Raw genomic sequence first — 19595 nt, 5'->3', positions numbered from 1 at the left:
CCCCAACAGAGCGCCATCAACTGGCGTCTCGCTGGTAAAGCCATTAAGCTCGATCAACGGCAAAGGGAGTCCCACATGGTCGAACCGCGGCTTTCCGTGCGCAGTGCAAAGGCGCGTGATCGCACCGGCTGGCTCGGTGCGAGAACCGCTCGATCGCCGACTTGGTTGAGCGCGCGCTGGAATCCTATGAGGTTCGGCAAGCCGGTCGTGAGCCGGCGTCGACGTTCTGCTTATGGCGTCGAAATCGACCTTGAAGCAGCGATCCGGAACCTCGGCAGGTTGATGCGGAGCTTGGATCTTCCCTGCTGCCAGATTCATTTCCGAGACGCTGAAGAAGTCGCCCGAGCCTGCCGTGATTGCATGGCTGTTCGCCATGGCGCCTCGACACGCTCGCCCGAGACATTGAATTCACCCTATCGGCGCGATTTTCCTGAGCGCCCTTGTCCAACCACCCCCGCTGAATGCGGGGTGATTGGACAATTTTGCATAGGTGGAAAAGTTCAGCGTCTCAACGGCTGCCCGCCCATGGCGCACGACCCCTAAGGACCTTGCCGGGCTGTGGCTGTTCTTCTTTCGGAGCTACCACCGGTTGAGGCAAGGAAGCCGTGTGACTGGTATCCAAGGTCATTCCGCTGTTGTCGACGCCAGTAGCGAAGCCGCGGGTCGGGTCGCGGTCCGGGTTTTGATTGGCAGCGAGCGAGACTCCTGTCGACAGGGCGAGGAGGGCGATAGCGGTTACAATTTTGTTCATCGTGCTGTTCCTTTCAATAACGAGCAGACCCGCCGACGGCGGCTCGCGCGGAATTGACTCCTGCTTTGCGAAATCCCGTCGGCTCTCTGTCTCGCCATCATGACGAGGCTTCCTGCTCACGGATGAAACTACGCTGGGCCTGTCGCAGAGGTTTGCCCGAGTGCTATCGAAGTGTATCCGAATGTATGAGAATCCATGCGAGGGCCCGCAGCTCTTGGACTTCGACAAATTTGGCTACAATTTTTTTCGGCCGCCTGTCGGCGTTTGCGCGGCCAGATACCTGTCGGGCGCCTCATCAGGTCCAGGTAAGCGGAGCTGCCGAAGAACGCCGATGACGTAAAAGCGGTACAATTCCCCTGATCGGGTGAACGCATAATTTGCTGATCGGGCGACCGCGCGGCGTCCATCGTCAGGTGGTTCGCCACCGTCGCTTTAAATTGTGCGGCGGCTGTGTTGATGCGCCCAAAAAAAGATGGTAACGCGGTATTAAAGATTGTTTCGGGTTGTTACCTCTTGGGCGGGGCGAATGGGATTGGTACCGCGGGCATGGCTGTGTGCCGGCCTACTGATAGGCTTGATGATGTCCGCGACGCCGATGGAGAAGGCTTCGGCCGACGTCGTGCCTGGCGCCATGGCCACCGGGCAGCCAACCTCCATCCCTGTCGGCTACATCGAATTCTGCAGACGGCGGGCCGCGGAGTGCGCAATACGATCAGGCAAGAGCGCTCCAGTCCTTCTGTCCGCGGGAATGGAAGGCAAGCTCGCCTCCGTCAACAAGCTGGTGAACAGATCGGTCAGGCCCGCGAGCGATTTGGACGTTCACGGCATGATGGAATTCTGGTCCTATCCTGACGGCGCGCTCGGCGACTGCGAGGACTATGTCCTGCTCAAGCGTCAGTTGCTCAGGCAGCAGGGCATATCGCTGTCGAACCTTCTGATCACCGTCGTCAGGAAGCAGGACGGCGAGGGGCACGCGGTGCTGACCGTCAAGACCGACAAAGGCGACTATGTGCTCGACAACCTCAACGACGATGTGAAGCCTTGGTCGGTAACTGGATATCGATTTATAAAAAGGCAGTCGTCTACGCATACTGGGCGCTGGGTCGCGATAATCGAACACCCCGATGTACTGGTCGGGGCAGTCGACTGAACCTCCCGAAATAGCGGATCGACAATGCCTGGCGCTGGCGCTCATGCCGGAGAACGGCCAGATGCCCGGCTCCGCGTCTGTTGCCGCACCGGCCCAGGCACATGACCCGTGATCTTGAGTCGCACTGCATGGGAGTTCCATTCCAGGCATAGGCTTAATACGAGCACCGGACGCGCTCCCTGCGGCGCTCGATAAGCCAGGATCGATCAGCCGGGAACTCGACATCATTGCGCGCCTGATGCCGGCGGAGCTTTCTCTTCCTCCGGTTTTATGAACATATCGAATGCTGGAGGTACGGATGAAATTGCGAGACGTGGCGCGTGCTTTTATCTCGAAAAAAAGCAGAGGCGTGGCCTGGTACAAGGTCTCGCAGAAGAAGGCCGACAAATACGGCTTTTATGTTTATTCCAGTCACATGGTCTGGAAGGATCAGCCATTTTTCCGAAAGGCGCTGCAGCGGGTCAAGGACATAAGCGGGATTCCAGATCCCCGCGCTTTTGTCCTGCAAAGCTGTTTGCGATCGATCGAGCGCATCGACGGCGATGTGGCCGAATGCGGCGTAAGACAAGGCCGCTCGACCATATTCATGCTGATGAGCGACCTTCAGCCACGGCACTACCATCTTTTCGATTCGTTCGCCGGCCTCTCGGAACCAACCGCGGAAGATCGCAAGCGAAATGGCCGAATGCCATGGAAGTCCGGCGATCTCAGCACCGACGAGAGCGTGGCCAGGGAGAATATTTCGGGCTTCGGCAACACCACTTTTCATGTCGGATGGATACCAGATACTTTTTCCGACGTATCCGACCGGCGTTTCGCCCTGGTCCATATTGACGTCGATCTATACGAGCCGACACGTGACGCGCTCGCCTTCTTCTACGACCGGGTCGCCGCGCATGGCATGATCATATGTGATGACTACGGCTCCGCGCTCTGCCCTGGCGCCCGAAGGGCATTTGACCAATTCTTCGAAAACCGCCCGGAAGGCATCATCGAACTTCCAACCGGGCAGGCGATTGTCGTAAAGGCGAGTTGATGCATGTCGCGCAAAAGCACGCCTTCAGGCTTGAACCGAGGGTGCTGCGACGCGCTTTAGCGCTGGGAGGCTTTCCAAACAGTCTCTGGATGGCTGCGGCTACGCCGACGGCGGGGCAAAGTACGCGTTGAAGAACTGTTCGACGATGTCGTTGACGACCGGTGTCTTTACGTGCCGTAGGTCCTCCCTGTAGCTGCGAGCAAGGCCTCCATAGGTGACGAGTTCGAATGAGGGAAGGTAATGGACATTGTCCCGTTCCCGGCAGACTTGACCGAGTACAGCGCGAAGGACTGACTTGCCTTCAGTGCTGGCGGTGACGACATCGGCGTCTTGAAACGTCCGGGCCAGTGCAACTGGTGAGACGGTTAGAACTATCGGTGCGTCGGGCTTGTGTTTGCGGACCATGTCCACGATGGCCAAAACGTTGGCGTGGTTTTCCTGAAAGCTGCTGACGTGAAGCGTCGTTTCCTGCATTCCGCCTCCGCCGCGATAGAGCGGTTTCTGTGCCGCTACCTTGCCGCTGGCCTTGTTGATGAAGACCTCGGTCATTCCGAAGGTGAAGATGAATGCCGTGGCTGCATCAAAGCCAACCCGCATCTCCCGGTTCATGCTCTCGATCACCTCTCTGAGAATTTCCGGAGATTTGGCGAAGATGCCGCGGCGGTACGGGTCCTGAAAGCAGCCCGAGCCCCAAGGCACACGTTTCTTCACCTGCCACCAGTCGTCATCGTCTTGATCCCACAAGCCGAGCATTTGCTCGATCTGAAGGCGAACGGTGAAGGTATTGTAGAAGTTCATGTGCTCTTGCCGAGGCAGCTCATCTACAATGGCTTCTGCAGGGTCGAAGCTGATATTTCTATAAGACGGGACACATGCGATCTGTCTGCTTGTCAATGCACGTCGAATTTCCTGCACAAAGCAACTCCCCATAGCGAAGAATATATCGTCGCCGGTGAATAATGAGGTTTTGCGGATTGTAATAGTGCCGGAACTGACAAAGTCGTGATACTTGGTGTTTGATTTGTCCGATCCCATCAAACGGACAGGTTTAATGTATCCGAGCTGGTGGCGCAGCCGAAGGTACTTTCGTCGAATGCGCTCTAGTAATGCCACAATAGCTCCATGATCTTCATATCCGGCCGCCGACGGCAATGCCCGACATTTAGTCCGCTTCGCCGCCAGCCGCAATCAGGAGGATTCAAGATTGACTATAACTTCGAACGAAGTCAGACGTCAGGTACCAGTTTGGCGCATGTGTGACAGCGTCGAGAGAATTTCATGGATCGGCAGGAGCGAGGGTCGTCACAAAAACGATACATCGCATCGGGAAACGGAATGAGCGCAAAGAAACGAATTTCAGCGGCCCTGACGTATCCGCCGGTCAAGCGCCTGATCGTCGAAAACCTGCCGCCGCATAAGAAGCTGTATGTGACAGGTTTGTTGTGTTCGATCGCCGCTGCGGCGGCGACCGGCGCAACGGCTTGGATCATGAGTGTCATGGTCAATACGATTTATGTGGATCGCAACGCTGCCGCCGCCTGGGGTATCAGCCTCGTGATTATCGGCATTTTCCTGGTCAAGGGGATCGCCGACTACTGCCAGACTATCACAACGGGGAAGATTCGCCGGGCTATCGTTTCAGACCTTCAAAACCGCCAGTTTTCCCGAATGGTGCGTTTCGACATCGGCCGGTTCGCCAACCAGCATCCGGCGAAATTCGTCTCCAAGATCATGTTCAACGCGCGCGCCGGGGCCGCCGTTATTCTCACCCTCACAAGCAGCTCTGTCTCCGATGTGCTCAAAATGATTGCCCTGGCAAGCGTCATGGTCAAGCAGGATCCGGTGATGTCGCTGATATCCGTGACAGTTCTGCCGCTGCTGTTCCTATCGGTGGGCGCCCTGACCAGGAAGCTCAAGGCGCTGGCGAGGGGTGAGACGGAGTTGGCTGCACTTGTCCAGTCGATCGGCACGGAAGCCGTTGAAGGCATCCGCACCATCAAGTCCTTCCAGCTCGAAGATAAGGCAGCCGCCAGCTTCGCAAAGGCCGTCGGCAAGATGGAAAGGCGCGGCATCCAGATCAACCGGACATCGGCGTTGATGAGTCCATTGATGGAGACCGGTGGCGGCTTCATTATCGGCCTTTTCGTTATGTATGCTAGTTGGCAGACCCTCGGCAACGGCAAGACGCCGGGCGAATTCATGGGCTTCATAACCGCCTTTATGCTTGCCTATGAGCCCGTCAAGCGGCTCGCCCGGGTCAATGTCGATATCCAGAAGCAAATGGTGGCCGTCGAGCAGATGTATGATTTGATCGATACCCCCGAACAGCGACAACTCGCAACTGCGGGCGAGCATCTCACCTATGTCGAGGGCAGCATCCGTTTTGAAGATGTCGCCTTCACCTATGGCGGCAACAGCCCGGCGCTGCACGGTGTTTCCTTCGAGGTGCGACCTTGTGAGAAGCTGGCGATCGTCGGCCGCTCCGGCGCCGGAAAGACAACCATCGTCAATCTTGTCCTGCGCCTGATGGAGCCGGACAAGGGCAGGATTCTCCTCGACGGAAAGGATATTTCGAAGATCAGCCTCTCCGACGTTCGCGACAATATCGCACTGGTGTCACAGGACGTCTTCCTGTTCGAAGGCTCGATCCGTGACAACATTCGTGACGGACGCCCGAACGCCACCGATCGGGAGATCGAGGCCGCGGCGGACCTCGCCCGGGTCACCAGCTTTGCCTCTAACCTGGAAAACGGGCTCGATACGCTTGTCGGGCCGAGCGGTACCAATCTGTCGGGCGGGCAGAAACAACGCGTTGCCATCGCACGCGCCCTGCTCAAAAATGCTCCCGTGATTGTCTATGATGAAGCAACATCGGCGCTCGACGGCGAAAACGAGCGGGCGGTCATGGAGGCAGCCTTCGACGATGCATTTCAGCGCACGGTGATCTGCATTGCGCACAGGCTTTCAACCATCAAGGCGGCCGATCGCATCCTCGTATTCGACGCAGGCTTGCTCGCAGACTCCGGGACTCATGACGAGCTTGCCGGGCGCAGCGAAATCTATCGCTCGATCTTCCATCTGGAAGCGTCCGCTCCGATCGTCGAAGGCGGCAAAACGCTGCGGCAGAGCGTATCGCGCTGAAGGCCGATGACCAGCTTTTACCACGGTTCCTATATCCGGTACGTGATTGGCGGATTGGGCCTGCAGCTGCGCCGATACACAAAGGCCTTGCGGAGGCTGTTTACCGGCTCCAAACCTCGTTCCGTTCTTGAGCAGCAGGCCAGGGCCGACGCGCTGATCGGGCGCAGGGACTGGACAGGGCTTGAAGCAAGTACCAATGAAATGGCCATCATGGCCGTTCGTGCCCGCGACCCTGAAATGATGCAGAAGGCAGGCCAGGCGTTCGAACGGCTGGGCAACTTCGGCCGGGCGGCCGAGCTTCGGCTTTCCGCTCGCCGGCAACGAAAAGGGAAAGGTGGCAACGAGTGGACTGGGGAAGACCTCGGTTCGGATACACTGCTGATCGATCTTGTGGAGGATGACCCTCGCAGTCTTGGCCGAGTTATCCGCCATGCGCGACTGGCCGGCGCCGCTGCTGCATGTGCGCAAGGCGCAACGATTCGGGTCGAGCCGCGCCTCGTATCGCTTGTACAGCGGACGTTCCCGAATGCGACCGTGGTCCCAGCGCAGCAGAATGTCGTCGGTGACAAATTTGCGACCTTCGAAAATCTCGCCTGGGTATTCGGACGCGATGCCGAAAAGCTTGCCGCCGATTTCGTGCCGCTGCGGGCAAATCCTGAGCTCGTCGAGACCTTCCGCAAGCGCTATCGCTCCATGACCGATCAGCCATTGGTCGGTCTGTCCTGGGGCAGCAAATCCCATAGCAAGGACGTGCCTGATTTCCCCGAATGGGCACGGTTCATCGCCCAGACGCAGGCGACATTCGTTTCCCTGCAGTACGGACAGATCAAGCCGGCGCTGCGGCGCCTGCGCGATGGCAATAATGACCGTCTTATCTATGACGAAAGCGTCGATCAGATGGCCGATATGGACCGTTTCGCCGCGCAGATCGCCGCGCTCGATGCCGTGGTGACGATCAGCAATACGGCGGCGCATCTGTCCGGAGCACTCGGCGTGCCGACTGTTTTCCTGATCGATGACAATTTTCAGACAGCGTGGCCAGTGATTGGCGATCGAACGCCCTGGTATCCAAAGGGCATCGTCATACACAAGGAAGGGCGCGCATGGTCGGCGGTGCTAGACGAAGTCGGTCGGCGGCTCTCGTCGATTCTGACGGCGCGTTCGACGCTGTCTAGCGATAATTGAGGGTCGCCGTGGAGAGCAGACGATCCATCCTTGAGAAGGCAAAAGCTGCCGACCTGCGCCCGCAAGGTGTTGACGGCAAGCGGCTGCAGAATGTTCTCGATCGGGCGAGGAAGTTCTTTAGGCGTCCCTCGCGCCATGCTGATGAAAGCGTCGAACGGCATGTGAGCCTGATGGCGCAGAGTGTCGAGCGGCGTGACTGGCAGGCGGCCCGGGATCATGCGCTGGAACTCGGCCTGCTCGGTGAGCAGCTTGGCGATCGCGGGCTTGTCAAAAAAGCCGGGCGTGGACTGAGACGCCTCGGCGGCGGCAACCGCGCGTGGCAGTTGATCGCGTTGAGCAAGCAAGTGCCCGGCCGGCCCGAATGGGATGGCAGTGATCTTGCAGGTCGCAGCCTTGCCGTCGAGCGGCGCGAAGGCGATCTTGCAATCTTCCTCCAGTTCGCGTCGCTGCTTGGCCCGGTGGTCGCGGCCGCCGACCGATGCACCGTCCTGGTCGAGCCGCGGCTGGCGCCACTTTATCGCAGAACATATCCCGCGCTCGATGTCAGGCCAGAGGCGGAAGCGGCGGCGGCGGTCGACGCCGATGTCTTCGCCTGCTTCGAGACACTGGCGAGGCACTTCTGGCCGGATGAGCCGACGACGCGTGCGCGCTTCGTTCCGTTGGAGCCGGACCGCCGGCTTGTCGCCGATTTGCGCGGCGCCTATCTCGAACATGGCCCGGGTCCCCTGATCGGCTTTGCCTGGGGAAGTCTGAACAAGAGCAAGGACCTGCCGGCCCTGGACGACTGGCGGGCGCTGCTCGGCAGTCTGCCGGGCCGTTTTGTCAGCATGCAATATGGCGATGTCGGGCCGGCGCTCGCCGAATTCGAGCGCTGGGCGCCGGGACGCATCATCCATGACGCGTCCGTGGACCAATTGTCGGATATGGACCGCTTCGCCGCGCAAATCGCCGCCCTCGACGCGGTGGTGACGATCAGCAATACCGGTGCCAATCTGGCGGGAGCGCTTGGCGTGCCGACCGTAGTCATGCTCGACGATGGATTTCGGCTGTCGTGGCCTGCCTTTGGCGAGACGGTAGCCACATATCCAAACGTTCGGCTGGTCCGAAAGGGTGGCCAGGCATGGGCGTCTGCAATGCAGGAAGCAGGTGGACGGGTTATGCAAATCATCGATGGAGTTGGTGATGGCCGGTAGCCAACTCCTTCGCCGGTTCCGCCGCGGTGTCGCGCTTGCAGGCTACAACTACAAGGTCTGGTTCCGTCGCCACCGGCGGCAGCTTTTCCTGCGCTGGCGTGATGGCGACATTGCCGATCAGATGGCGGATTATCGGCGGTGCGTCGAGGCGCGCGATTGGTCGGCAGCGCTGCCGAAAGCCCTGGCTCTGGGTTCGATTGCGAAGTCGAGGGGCGAGGTTCGCCTGCTCGACGAGCTTAGCAAGGCGCTGATGCGTATGGGCGCCTACGGCCCGGCGGCCGAACTCAAGATCGCCCGGCGCCACATCGTTGAGGGCCACGTCAACGGCGAATGGCTCGGCCAGGATGTCTCGGACCAGGTCCTGCTCGTCGATCTGATGGAGACCGAAAAGCAGGGTCTGGCGACCGCGATCCATCATGCGAGTTCCGTCGGCCGCACGCTCGCCCGGGCCGCTCGTCTGATCGTCCTGGTCGAGCACCGCTTGGTGCCGCTCTTTCAGCGGACATTTCCCGCTGCCGATGTGCGAGCTGTTGGTCCGGGGAACAAGGCCGCCTATCGCGAGGCCCAGGCCTTTGCGGGCGTTCAGCATCTGACTGCCGTGTTCGAGACAGATGAGACCACGATCAGGGAGCATTTCGTCCCGCTGAAGCCGGACCCGGCGCGGGTCGCTGAACTTCGCGCTCGCTATCGGAATGATGGGCGGCCGTTGGTCGGCATCGCATGGGGCAGCTCCAACCCTGGCAAGGACCTGCCGCCACTTACGGCATGGCGCGGCCTGCTCGGTCGACAGGACCTGCAGTTCGTTTCGCTGCAATATGGCCGGATCGAGCCCGACCTGAAAATCTTGACCGATGGTGATCCGGCGCGGATCTTGCACGACGTCTTGGTGGATCAACTCGTCGATATGGATCTGTTCGCGGCGCAGGTTGCCGCGATGGACGCCGTGGTAACCATCAGCAATACCGGGGCGCATCTTGCGGGCGCGCTCGGCATCCCGTCGGTCTTTATTCTTGGCGATGGTTTCAAACGTTCCTGGCCGGTCGAGGGCGATCGCACACCCTACTATCCCTCCGCCGTGCTGGTCTCGAAACGGGAAAGGCCGTGGGCCGCGGTGATGGAAGACGCACAAAACCACATGGGCTCACTCATCAGCGCTACTTGAATCCACCACGCAAGGCATCGCGAGGTGCCAGGCAGGTCACGCCGGCGAAGTAGTCAAGCGCCTTTCTTGACGGCAAGAGCATTGTAAACTACCCGGCGGGGCGGCCGTTCTAAATTTCACGGGCAAGAGGCGATGCATATCTTTGGGTAGGTCGAGAACCAAGGCGGCTTCTCCTGTCAGCGAAGGCTTTGTGCAGCGGCTCCTCGCGGCGTACCGGCTTGTGCATCCAGGAAATCTGTTCAAGCGCGGGCGTATCTACGTTCGCGGCAGGGCAGCGACGAGGACTGTCTATTTCGTCCCACACAACCGCAACAATGTTCGGCTGCTGGCCGACGCGGCAGAAATTCTGGTTGACCGCGGCATCCGATGCGTATTTGCGCATCTCGATGGATTGAAACGCGGCGGCGTAGCGCAACCTGAGCTCATCGCCCGGGGAATATCGCATATCGGCTTTGCCGAGCTCGAGCGGATGATCAGACCCGGCGACATGCTGGTGACTGGAAATGACTATGCGCCGCAATTTTTTAGGCGGTTCATCGACTCCATCAACTTCGGCATGGTCCGTGTGGTCGGCCTCATCGGAGGTGCGCGACTGCTGCAGCCGCATCGATTTGTGAGAGCTGATTACATCCTGTCGATGGGACCAGCAGCGCTGCAGCAAAGGCGACAGCCGACATATGTTGTTGGCTCCCCGGTCATTGAGCGTGCCGTCGGAAGCGCTGGCGCCAGGCACGACGAAGGGCTTTTTGTGCTGGTGAACTTCAAGGGGGATATCGAGGACCCCGCAGATCGCCAGGCGATTGAAGCCGTGGCAGCCGCATGTGCAAAACTCGGCCTTGCCCACGTCGTTAGCGTCCACCCCACGATGTTCGCAAAAGTCGATATGCCGAACAAATCGCCCCTGGATTTCGCACAACTGCTCCCGGACGCTCTGGCGCTCGTAACGCGCCCAAGCACGACTGTTTACGAAGCAGTCGCCTGCGGCATTCCGGTGGTGCTGTTTCCGCTCGTTTCGCCCATGGTCGAGTTCGACAGGCCCATGGGCGCCTTCAAACCAACATTGTCGGAGCATGACCTCGTCGAGAATATCCGCGCAGCGGTCAGGTCAAGGCCGACCTATTTTGAGCAAAGCCGGGACTTCCTCAATGCCAATCTGTCGATCGATCCAGAGGTGCCGGCTTCGCAACGGATCGCCAATGCCCTAATCGATATCTACAATCGCTGATCTGCTCGATCAAAGTGCCCGCAATCGGAGTTCTCACGTTGAGTTTGTTGTCCAACTTTTTTGCAAGAAAGCCGTCGCTGCTTGTCGTCTCATTTCCCAAATCCGGGCGGACCTGGCTGCGCGTCATGCTTGACGACCTGGGCGTTGATGCGGCCTACACGCATGACGGTTCCGACCACAAGGATCTGCGTGACATTACGCAGATCAGCGCCGACAAATCCCGCTATAAACGGCAACGGATTCTGTTCCTGACGCGAGACCCCCGCGACACTGCGGTGTCAGGATATTTCCAGGTCAACAAACGCCATGGGCTGGAAGCAGGTCCGATCGGCGATTGCATAAGAAGCCCCAAACACGGTGTCGAGAAGATCGCGCTTTTCAATCTGCAGTGGTTCGCAGCCGCAACTCACATGCGAAAAGTTGCGCTTCTGCGCTATGAAGATGTGCAGCGGGATACAAACGATGCATTGCGCAGCATCGGGAAATTTTTGGGAAAATCCTTTGACGAATCCCAGCTTGCCGATGTTGCTGTCAGCAGATCGTTCAAACGAATGCAGCAATCTGAAATCTCAGGAGAACTGGGTGCGCGCTATGGCGGAAGATTACAGCCACGCGATCCTGACGACCCGGAAAGCTTCAAGGTTCGAAAGGGTAAGGTCGGTGGTTATTTGGACTACCTCAGCGCGGATGACGTAGCCTTCTGTGACGACGTGCTTGCCCGGCTCGATTACTGGAAGCGGCTCGATGACGCCTTTCAACGGCATGGCGTGTCTTATTCCGGCGACCGGGTGTGAATTGATCCGATGCACCGGCTTTGTCTGCGGCTGCGGGCATAGCGGCACAACCCTGACTGCGACAATTCTCGCCTCCATCCCGGCTTTGCCCGGCCACGAAAGGTGATTCATGCTGTTTTGGAAATTTCACAAGAAATTCGCGGGAACATGGGAGGATCGTCTCGAAGGACTATTTTCGTGCGGGGTAAATTACTCAGACAAGACAATCCTGGATGTTGGGTGCAATATGGGCATTGTCGCTTATGAAATTTCTAAACATAGACCGGCCTACATCCATGGTATCGACATCCTGAAACCACATATCGGCGTGGCGCGGTCGATCGTTCTCGGGTCAGACGTCGAAAGTCGATTTGACGCCATGAACCTGGGGAGCCGCAAGCTCCCGTCTGTTCTACGCGACCGCTACGACATCGTTCTTCTCCTCGCTGTGTACCAGCATGTCCGCAGGGGGGTGGGCCAGGAAAAGGCCGATCTCATCTTCACCGACATCATCAACCGCGCCCAGACCGTAGTAGCGCGCGTTCCCGACGAAGAAGACACCTGTCTTCAATCTCTAATCGAGGGCGCTGGATTCACCATGTCTCATCGCAGCAGGTCGCCCCGCGGGAGTACAGTTCTGGCTTATCATCGCAACTAAGGGGCGGCGTGGAACGTTTCCGTTACAGCATGGCAGGTTTTCTCAACCCGCAGCGATCCCGGCGCGCCAACTCTGGGAATCTAAAGGAGGCCGTCTCCCTTGTTCTTTCTAAAATTGTTGCAGGCCAAAGCGCCGCCTCTTCCCTTATCCTATCCTTTCCAAAATCAGGGCGCACCTGGCTGCGTGTCATGCTGGACGGTCGTATTGTGAGGAGCAACTGGCCAAGTTCGAATATCGGGAGAAGCTGGACAAAAGCTTTAGCAAGGACGGCTTATCCTATGCGCGCCTCAATACCGTACTCGGGTCGCCTCAGGTTAGGAACACTGCCGAGATGGTGATGCGGACCGGCTTCGTATGCGGCTGCGGGCATAGCGGCACAACCCTGATTGCGACAATTCTCGCCTCCCATCCCGACGTCTACCTGCCTTTCCAGGAAACCAACGTTTTCTTCAAATGGACCCCACTGGCGGTGTTCCGCTACTGGATGCTGAAGCGCGCCGCGCTTGGCGCCGGAAAGACCTTTCTGCTCGAAAAGACGCCGCGGCATATCCGTCGCGTCGGCCGGATCCGCCGGCTCGTGCCTGGCGCGCGTTTCGTGATGCCGGTGCGCGACGGGCGCGACGTCGTGGCGTCGCTGGCCAGACGTCTCGGCGATCCAGCGGAGGCGCTCGACCGCTGGATCGACGACAATGCGCTCGTTCTTGCCGAACAGGAAGCGCCGGATGTGCTGATCTACCGCTATGAGGATCTGGTCGAGGATCCAGCCAGGATTGTCGAGCGCATCTGCGGCTTTCTCGATCTGTCCTTCAGTTCGGACCTGCTCGACTACCACAGGAACCCACAGCAATGGTTCAAGCCGGCCGAAGCCGAGGTTGAGACGCAACATGCCGCGCTCCGCAACCAGCAGGTCAACAAGCCGATCTATGATGGCCGCGGCCGCTGGAAGACCGAACTGGGTCAAATGGAATTGAAGGAGCTTACCGAGGGACGCGGCAAATTGCTGATGCAGGCGTTCGGGTATCTTTGAGGGTTCCGCCCCGATCGTTCACTCTGGAAGCGCGCGCGGATAGCCAAACTGATCGAAGTCGCGCTCATAGGCGCGGTAAATGGTATTGGCCAGTTCTGGCGTGAAATAGTCGGCAAGCCTGCGGCGCGAGGAGGTGTGCAGAGGTGGCATCGCCGCGCGTCGCATTTCCTCGCTTGCACCGACATGATCGAGAACCCGTTCGAAATCCCGTGCGAAAGTCTCGGTTTTGCCGATGAGGTCGAACACAACGCCTGGAAGGTCGACGATGTCGCTTTGCCTCTGCCAATGCTTGTCGATTCGCCATGTCGAGGTCGTGCAGGCAAAGGCGACGAAATCAGCAAACGACAGGCTCTTGTCAGCACCGACAGGCAGCGATGGATCCGCCCTTTCGCGATGGGCCAGATAGACCTCCACCCTGCCATAGCCCGGCACAAGGGGGCGGTCGCGATATTGGTCGGCCCAGCACGACAACAGCCTTGTATAGGGATTGCGAACGAAGGTGAACCGCAAGGCTTCGGGACTTGTGGCCATGCGATGGAACTGCACGATGCCATGGCGAGGCGCCTGCAAGCTCGACGCCTTTCGGTTGTGCACCTTCCAGTTCTGGTCGCTGCGCCACTCCGACACGGTATCATTGCCGATCATGGCTGCAAGGTTGCTGCGAATGCGGCTGCTCGCCGCCTTCGGCGTGGCGAGATACAGGATCTTGAGTTGCGGGACGACGTCGATCAGGTCGTCCGGCAGATAAGCCGTCTGCATCGCTCTGCGGTAGAAAGCCAGAGCTTCCGGATGCGCCCAGGCTAGAAACGGCTCCTTGACCAGACCGCTGAGATTTCGCAGCCCCGGTCGCAACGAGCGCTCCAGTCGGCGGACCACGCCGACTTTGCGTTTGCCCGAGACGGTCTTGTCGGCGGGCGAGACATGGCTGGTGGTCATCGGCAAAAACCCTCGCCTTGAAAGCAGTCTCCCGTCGTGGCATAGCCGCAACCACGCGGAACTATACGCCAGCGCCCCTATCCAGGACCGGCTTGCCACGCTTAATAGACTGCGAGCAAAGTGCCGCCAAGTTCGAAAACTTGATCGGGGTGCAAAAGGGCGTAGCGAGGTCGCATGGATTTGCCACGGCATGATCAACGGGTTCAAGCTGACCCGAACAAGCCTATCCTGTTCGTGCGCCAGCGTTACGCGCCCTTTGGCGGAGGCGAGATCATGCTGGAAAACATCATGGCGGCGTTCGCCGCGCGTCAACGGCCGGTGGCCGTGCTGTCAGGCGACTGGCCGCGACACGAAGGCATAGAGTTCATCCAGTGCGCCGGCCGCCGCTTTCCCCGCTACCTGCGGGCGACGTCCTTTGCTCGAGCCGCCTGCCGCAAGATCGCCGAAATGCCACCGGCCCTGGTGCAGAGCAACGATCGCCTTCCGTGCTGCGACGTCTTTCGGGCCGGGGAAGGCGTTCATGCCGCCTATCTTGCCGAGCGACGGCGTTTCGAGACGCGACTTGGCAGGGCAGCGATGGGGCTGAGCCCGTTTCACCGCCAGACGCTGCGACTTGAACGCACAACCTATGCCAGCCCCCGGCTAAAAGCGGTGATTGCCATTTCGAAAATGGTGGCGGAGGACATTGTCCGTCACTACGACTATCCGGCCGAACGTGTGCACCATATTCCCAACGGGGTCGACCTGGATCGCTTCAACCTGGAGTTGCGACGACAGCATCGGGCCGTGGTCCGCTCACGGCTTGGCGTCAACGATGACAGGCCGGTTGTTCTCTTCGTAGGCTCGGGTTTTGCGCGAAAAGGACTTCTTGCCTTGATAAAGTCTGTCGCAATGCTCGATGGTGAGCCGGAGTTATGGGTCATTGGCCACGATTCGCGCGCCGATACGTTCCAGCGGGCCGGTGACAGGCTTGGTCTTGGTGCAAGGCTCCGCATGCTGGGACCGCAAAAAGATACACTGCCATGGTACGGCGCCGCCGACATTGCGGTGCTGCCTTCCATCTATGATCCATTCGGCACAGTGGTGATCGAAGCCATGGCCAGCGGCTTGCCCGCCGTCGTCAGCACCGGGTGTGGGGCGCGCGAGCTTGTCGATCGCTTCGAGCCGACGCTTGTTTGCGACGCAGCCAGCGTAAAGGACCTCGCCGCCGGGCTTGCCCGCGCGTTGCAGCTGTCGTCACGGCCTGAGACTGCGGCCAGGGTCAGGGCGGCAGCCGAATACTACGATTTCAACGTCATGATCAGGAGAATGATAGCGCTGTACGAAAATCTCGACCTGAAATAATTTTCGACATATTTTTTGGATCCGTTAGTATCACCGGAGTGCCAACCGGCCGGGGGGGCAGTTTCATTTGAACAACAGTCGCAGTTTTGATGCCGGATCCGTCTGACCGTGCCGGCGCTCTCAGTCGTCATAATCAGCCGCAATGAGGAAGCGTGCATTGCACGTTGCCTTCGCTCGGTACATTTTGCCGACGAAATCGTCGTCCTCGACAATAACAGCACTGATCAGACCAGGGATATCGCTAGCGGGCTCGGGGCCAAGGTGCTGATCACCCTCGATTGGCCGGGTTTCGGTGCGCAAAAAAACCGCGCCCTCGCCGCGGCGACAGGCGATTGGGTCCTTTCGCTCGATGCCGACGAATGGGTCGAGCCGCCGCTGGCCGCGGAAATCAGGGCCGCCATCGCCAACCCGAAAGGCTGTGACGGCTTCGAAATACCAAGACGATCGCGCTTTTGCGGACGCATTGTCCGCCATGGCGGCTGGTCGCCCGATCTGGTGCTTAGGCTTTTCCGTCGCCAGTCCGGCCGCTTCAGCAACGACACCGTGCATGAGAAGGTGGTGGTGAATGGCAAGGTCTCGCGATTGTCCCATCCCATGGAGCATGACTCCATCGCCGACCTGGCGGACGCGCATGACAAGATCGGCAGATACGCGCAAGCGTCCGCCGCGCGGATGCTTGCCGAGGGGAAAAAAAGCTCGATCAGCAAGGCGGTTTTGCGCTCGGTCTGGGCTTATATGAACAGCTATGTCTTCAGGCTGGGGTTTCTGGACGGTTCGACCGGTGCGATGGTCGCCGCTTATTCGGCCGGCTACACCTATCAGAAATGGGCGCTTGTCGCGTTGGGCGGCAAGTCGAGGTGCGCCGAGGAAAGCCGGGCCGGGGTGAAGGGCAAATCCGCGGGCTTCAGAAATCGCCGTGGCTAATTTCCGCGCCATTGTTGCCGAGCTGTTGCCAGACAGTTAGTGTATGACCGTTTTGAAATTGGAGCCAAGGTACTGAATATGACTGATGCGTTTAGGGTATTCGTTGGATGGGACAGCCGTGAGCCGATCGCCTACGACGTGGCGCGGCACTCTTTGCTCAAAAACGCTTCGGTGCCTGTCTCCGTCATTCCAATCAAGCAGGACGAGCTGCGTGCCCGTGAACTGTATTGGAGGGAGAAAGATCCGCTCGCGTCAACAGAGTTCACTTATACGCGGTTTCTCACGCCTTTTCTCGCCGACTATACGGGCTGGGCTTTGTTCTGCGATTGCGACTTCCTGTGGCTCGGTGACGTCGCAGGTTTGCTGGAATACACGAAGTCGAACAAGGCGGTCTATTGCGTCCAGCACGACTACACGCCGAAGGCCACCACCAAGATGGATGGCGTTGTCCAGACATCCTACCCTCGAAAAAACTGGTCCTCGCTGATGCTGTTCAATTGCGCGCATCCTGCGGTTAAATCGCTTACGCCGGAGGTCGTGAACCGCGAAAGTGGCGCCTACCTCCACCGAATGCAGTGGGTCGCCGATGAGGATTTGGGCTCGCTGCCGGTAGAGTGGAACTGGCTTGAAGGTTGGAACGAAAAGCCGGCGCATGGCACACCCAAGGCGGTCCACTATACAAGTGGCGGTCCGTGGTTTGCCGAGTGGCAGAATGTCGACTATGCGGATCTGTGGATAGCCGAACGCGACGAATTCCTGAGCAGTGCCGATCAAGCAGAGGCTGCTCTTTCGCGCTCGGCGAGCCGGTAGCCCCAGTCAAAAAGCCCCAGCGGCTGGCGGTGGCGATGCCTAACGTCGCTTGGGGTTCCCGCGCTGACGGCCGGTCTTCGCGCGCCGTGCTGCGGCACGGCCTCGCTGAACACCGGGTTGGGCGCGCTCTTCGCAGGCGCCGGGACGGCCCGTATCGTTTCGACGAGGGTCGGGCGCTGCTTCGCCCCGGCGCAGCGCCCTCTACACCTGCCCGTCCAGCCATTCCCGCAAATCGCGGTCCTGCTTGTTTTCGGCAACGGGCAGCGAGGGCCGCCTCCAGACGTACCAGATGGCAGCAAGCACCCCGGCAGCCCACGTGCCGGCGAAAACATTCGCAATGAGGTCGATTGGAACCTCCCAAGCCGGCTAGAACATTAGCACGGCATCATTTAGGAGGGCGACACCAATTAGGAGTAGAGCGGGTGGAGCCGTAGGAATCTCACCGCCATCCACCGTCTCAACCAGCTATCCCTTGCGAGGTCGCGGCAAGACGGCGATGAGCAACAGCCATGCGGTCACCTTGTAAGACGGCGCGTAGCATTCTTCGTCAATGGCAACGATCGGACGCAACGCTGCTCAACATATCAAGGCGCCGAGCAATCCAGGCGTAGCAGTTCGGTGGATCTGCCCACGAAACGGGTCATATCCGACGGTTAATCAATTCGGCTATGTCCGAATGTAGCAGCAGGCGTACTGACCGTTTCACGATAGTATTCGGCCTTGGCCTCTGGCAAGGTTCGGAAACATTATATGGAACGCAATGTCCACTACCACGTCATGGACTTCTTGCGCATTTTTGCAGCGCTCTTGGTGCTGCTGAACCATTTCGCGACATTCGCCTGGAGCAGTGCGTCAGTCACCGAGGGAAGCGATGTCGCCTTCGGTTTTCTGTCGGCGTTTGCCGGTTTGGGTGCTGTAGGGGTCGAAGTTTTTTTCGTAATTTCCGGGTTCGTCATTGCCATGAGCGCTGCAGGCGAAGGGGGCGCGTCGCAAGCGCTGCGCTTCGCGCGCATGCGCGCTACGCGTATTTTGCCCGCCCTGTGGCTGTCCGCGCTCGTCAGCTTGGCCGCACGAGCTCTCTATGGCGAGGATTTTTCCCATCTTCTGATGGATTTTTTCAGATCGGTAACCTTGTCTCCCAAGGGCCCTTATATCGACGGGGTCGTATGGTCGCTCGTCGTCGAGGCCGTATTCTACCTCCTGGTAGCCGCGTCAATTTTGTCGAGGTTTCGCTTATCACTCTATGATCTGGCCAAAATAATAGGGTTTTCGAGCTCGGTATACCTTCTCATTCTCTCCGGGTTGCACTTGCTGCCGCCGTCCACGCGGCCGGAAGAAGCGATATCAGTGCTTTCGCGGTTCCCCTTCAAACTGCTTCTGCTGCAGCACGGCGTTTTCTTCGCGACCGGCATGATCATCTTTCTTGTCAGGAACGGCGGCGACGGCCGTAGCGAAATGGGACATGCAGGGAAGACGATATTGATATTGTTTTTTGGCTGTATGGGCACTGCTGAAATTTTTATGTCGGTTGAACGCGGTTATGCATATAAAACCGCCGCGGTGATTGTGTGGTTGATGTGCATGTATGCAATGGCAGCAGGAATAAGGTATAATGAATTCATTAAATACAATATTTCAGGCTACCGGAATTTTGTGAGATACGTTGGGGGAATTAGCTATCCAGTATATCTGAATCATTACTCGGTTGGAATGGTTGTGGTCTGGTGGTTGTTTTCATTAGGTTTTTCGGCGCCCCTTGCCTTTGTACTGTCTATGCTATGCGTTTTGGGTTTGAGCATGGCGGTCATGTCCCTGGAAAAGCGGATTCAAAACGCCATCAGGCGAGAGTTTCCTAGACCCGACGCCAAGCGAGATCAAATGGCAGTTTAGCGCGTCTCCGAGAGGAGGGCAGGAAATCCCACGGCTTTTGCGTGGTGAGCAGGGGATCCGGGCGACTACATCGATAATCACGGGCCGAGCAAGGCGACAATTTCGGCGTGACCTGAGTATCGGTCCGCCAGGGCGGACCAATCCGGCCGCAAGCCGCAACCGGAGCCACCGCGACTTGGCGGGAGCACCAACCCTATGGAGCGCAACAGGGCGGTTGAGGCGGCCGCTCGCCCTGAAGCGCGTCGCCCTCTTCAGGGTGCGTGGCGAGCGTCTCTTCGCACGTGCGAGGCAATCGGGGCTTCAGAGCTAACGCGAATGGAGTACTCGCGCCTGTGTCGCGGCTGAACCCGGAGACAGTTTGGCTCGAAAGAGGGACGGTCAATCGACGCG

Annotated in this window: 17 protein-coding genes and 1 pseudogene; 15 read left to right on the top strand and 3 right to left on the bottom strand. The window is 58.9% G+C overall.

The genetic code is table 11. The annotated features are described in order from the left end of the window. Nucleotides 1-75: 75 nt before the first annotated feature. A pseudogene (locus tag AC0L15_RS03230) lies at nucleotides 76-300 on the top strand (plasmid stabilization protein); the annotation flags it as partial. A 208-nt stretch (nucleotides 301-508) separates the two neighbouring features. Here the strand turns inward: AC0L15_RS03230 and AC0L15_RS03225 are convergent. After that, nucleotides 509-751 carry a hypothetical protein gene (locus AC0L15_RS03225; RefSeq protein WP_287237070.1) on the bottom strand — a complete coding sequence of 81 codons (243 nt, stop codon included), beginning with the start codon at nucleotides 749-751 and terminating at the stop codon, nucleotides 509-511. 577 nt (nucleotides 752-1328) lie between these two features. Between AC0L15_RS03225 and AC0L15_RS03220 the strand changes: the two genes are divergently transcribed. After that, nucleotides 1329-1901: a transglutaminase-like cysteine peptidase gene (locus tag AC0L15_RS03220; RefSeq protein ID WP_287179674.1), complete on the top strand. Its 573-nt coding sequence runs from the start codon at nucleotides 1329-1331 to the stop codon at nucleotides 1899-1901. A gap of 298 nt (nucleotides 1902-2199) precedes the next feature. Next, nucleotides 2200-2937, top strand: a complete 738-nt coding sequence (locus AC0L15_RS03215) for a TylF/MycF/NovP-related O-methyltransferase (protein WP_287244766.1) — start codon at nucleotides 2200-2202, stop codon at nucleotides 2935-2937. A 99-nt stretch (nucleotides 2938-3036) separates the two neighbouring features. Here the strand turns inward: AC0L15_RS03215 and AC0L15_RS03210 are convergent, their stop codons facing one another. After that, the gene (locus tag AC0L15_RS03210) at nucleotides 3037-4125 is read right to left on the bottom strand and encodes a GSCFA domain-containing protein (protein ID WP_287244763.1); all 1089 of its coding nucleotides are present in this window, start codon (nucleotides 4123-4125) and stop codon (nucleotides 3037-3039) included. 147 nt (nucleotides 4126-4272) lie between these two features. Here AC0L15_RS03210 and AC0L15_RS03205 point away from each other — a divergent pair, with 147 nt between their 5' ends. The 8 genes from AC0L15_RS03205 (at nucleotide 4273) to AC0L15_RS03170 (ending at nucleotide 13301) form a co-directional block, all read left to right on the top strand. Then, entirely contained in the window at nucleotides 4273-6078 is a 1806-nt protein-coding gene (locus tag AC0L15_RS03205; protein ID WP_473495890.1) for an ABC transporter ATP-binding protein, read from the top strand. Nucleotides 6079-6084: 6 nt separating this feature from the next. Then, the gene (locus AC0L15_RS03200) at nucleotides 6085-7263 is read left to right on the top strand and encodes a glycosyltransferase family 9 protein (protein WP_287244760.1); all 1179 of its coding nucleotides are present in this window, start codon (nucleotides 6085-6087) and stop codon (nucleotides 7261-7263) included. Nucleotides 7264-7271: 8 nt separating this feature from the next. Beyond that, nucleotides 7272-8456 carry a hypothetical protein gene (locus AC0L15_RS03195; protein ID WP_473495889.1) on the top strand — a complete coding sequence of 395 codons (1185 nt, stop codon included), beginning with the start codon at nucleotides 7272-7274 and terminating at the stop codon, nucleotides 8454-8456. Continuing rightward, a complete protein-coding gene (locus AC0L15_RS03190; protein ID WP_287244758.1) occupies nucleotides 8446-9618 on the top strand; it encodes a glycosyltransferase family 9 protein in 1173 nt (390 codons plus the stop codon). The genes AC0L15_RS03195 and AC0L15_RS03190 overlap by 11 nt, the downstream gene beginning before the upstream one ends. Before the next feature lie 190 nt (nucleotides 9619-9808). After that, a complete protein-coding gene (locus AC0L15_RS03185) occupies nucleotides 9809-10843 on the top strand; it encodes a hypothetical protein (RefSeq protein ID WP_287244755.1) in 1035 nt (344 codons plus the stop codon). Nucleotides 10844-10881: 38 nt separating this feature from the next. Continuing rightward, nucleotides 10882-11637 carry a sulfotransferase domain-containing protein gene (locus tag AC0L15_RS03180; RefSeq protein WP_287244752.1) on the top strand — a complete coding sequence of 252 codons (756 nt, stop codon included), beginning with the start codon at nucleotides 10882-10884 and terminating at the stop codon, nucleotides 11635-11637. 109 nt (nucleotides 11638-11746) lie between these two features. After that, complete coding sequence (locus AC0L15_RS03175; protein ID WP_473495888.1) at nucleotides 11747-12274, top strand: class I SAM-dependent methyltransferase; 528 nt, start codon at nucleotides 11747-11749, stop codon at nucleotides 12272-12274. Nucleotides 12275-12605: 331 nt separating this feature from the next. Continuing rightward, nucleotides 12606-13301, top strand: coding sequence for a sulfotransferase family protein (locus AC0L15_RS03170; RefSeq protein WP_287244747.1), 696 nt, complete (start codon nucleotides 12606-12608; stop codon nucleotides 13299-13301). An 18-nt stretch (nucleotides 13302-13319) separates the two neighbouring features. Here AC0L15_RS03170 and AC0L15_RS03165 read toward each other — a convergent pair whose 3' ends face one another. Next, on the bottom strand, nucleotides 13320-14237 hold the full coding sequence (locus tag AC0L15_RS03165) for a sulfotransferase family protein (protein ID WP_287244744.1): 918 nt from the start codon (nucleotides 14235-14237) through the stop codon (nucleotides 13320-13322). Between the two features lie 174 nt (nucleotides 14238-14411). Between AC0L15_RS03165 and AC0L15_RS03160 the strand changes: the two genes are divergently transcribed. The 4 genes from AC0L15_RS03160 to AC0L15_RS03145 all read left to right on the top strand — a co-directional run bounded on the left by AC0L15_RS03160 (nucleotide 14412) and on the right by AC0L15_RS03145 (nucleotide 19205). Continuing rightward, a complete protein-coding gene (locus AC0L15_RS03160; protein WP_287244743.1) occupies nucleotides 14412-15581 on the top strand; it encodes a glycosyltransferase family 4 protein in 1170 nt (389 codons plus the stop codon). A 108-nt stretch (nucleotides 15582-15689) separates the two neighbouring features. Next, nucleotides 15690-16505, top strand: coding sequence for a glycosyltransferase family 2 protein (locus AC0L15_RS03155; RefSeq protein ID WP_287279850.1), 816 nt, complete (start codon nucleotides 15690-15692; stop codon nucleotides 16503-16505). 78 nt (nucleotides 16506-16583) lie between these two features. Further along, nucleotides 16584-17315 carry a glycosyltransferase gene (locus AC0L15_RS03150; RefSeq protein ID WP_091589996.1) on the top strand — a complete coding sequence of 244 codons (732 nt, stop codon included), beginning with the start codon at nucleotides 16584-16586 and terminating at the stop codon, nucleotides 17313-17315. Nucleotides 17316-18065: 750 nt separating this feature from the next. Further along, a complete protein-coding gene (locus AC0L15_RS03145; protein ID WP_287244738.1) occupies nucleotides 18066-19205 on the top strand; it encodes an acyltransferase family protein in 1140 nt (379 codons plus the stop codon). The last annotated feature ends 390 nt before the right edge of the window (nucleotides 19206-19595 follow it).

The sequence above is a fragment of the Mesorhizobium sp. WSM4846 genome (assembly GCF_055811415.1).
Note: the sequence above shows the minus strand (reverse complement) of the source record. Positions and strands in the feature narration are given on the sequence as shown.

Coding starts and splice junctions, on each gene's coding strand:
- AC0L15_RS03160 (WP_287244743.1), top strand. CDS start 14,412: ATGGATTTGCCACGGCATGATCAACGGGTTCAAGCTGACCCGAACAAG.
- AC0L15_RS03165 (WP_287244744.1), bottom strand. CDS start 14,237: ATGACCACCAGCCATGTCTCGCCCGCCGACAAGACCGTCTCGGGCAAA.
- AC0L15_RS03190 (WP_287244758.1), top strand. CDS start 8,446: ATGGCCGGTAGCCAACTCCTTCGCCGGTTCCGCCGCGGTGTCGCGCTT.
- AC0L15_RS03150 (WP_091589996.1), top strand. CDS start 16,584: ATGACTGATGCGTTTAGGGTATTCGTTGGATGGGACAGCCGTGAGCCG.
- AC0L15_RS03200 (WP_287244760.1), top strand. CDS start 6,085: ATGACCAGCTTTTACCACGGTTCCTATATCCGGTACGTGATTGGCGGA.
- AC0L15_RS03225 (WP_287237070.1), bottom strand. CDS start 751: ATGAACAAAATTGTAACCGCTATCGCCCTCCTCGCCCTGTCGACAGGA.
- AC0L15_RS03175 (WP_473495888.1), top strand. CDS start 11,747: ATGCTGTTTTGGAAATTTCACAAGAAATTCGCGGGAACATGGGAGGAT.
- AC0L15_RS03205 (WP_473495890.1), top strand. CDS start 4,273: ATGAGCGCAAAGAAACGAATTTCAGCGGCCCTGACGTATCCGCCGGTC.
- AC0L15_RS03145 (WP_287244738.1), top strand. CDS start 18,066: ATGGAACGCAATGTCCACTACCACGTCATGGACTTCTTGCGCATTTTT.
- AC0L15_RS03220 (WP_287179674.1), top strand. CDS start 1,329: ATGATGTCCGCGACGCCGATGGAGAAGGCTTCGGCCGACGTCGTGCCT.
- AC0L15_RS03215 (WP_287244766.1), top strand. CDS start 2,200: ATGAAATTGCGAGACGTGGCGCGTGCTTTTATCTCGAAAAAAAGCAGA.
- AC0L15_RS03170 (WP_287244747.1), top strand. CDS start 12,606: ATGGTGATGCGGACCGGCTTCGTATGCGGCTGCGGGCATAGCGGCACA.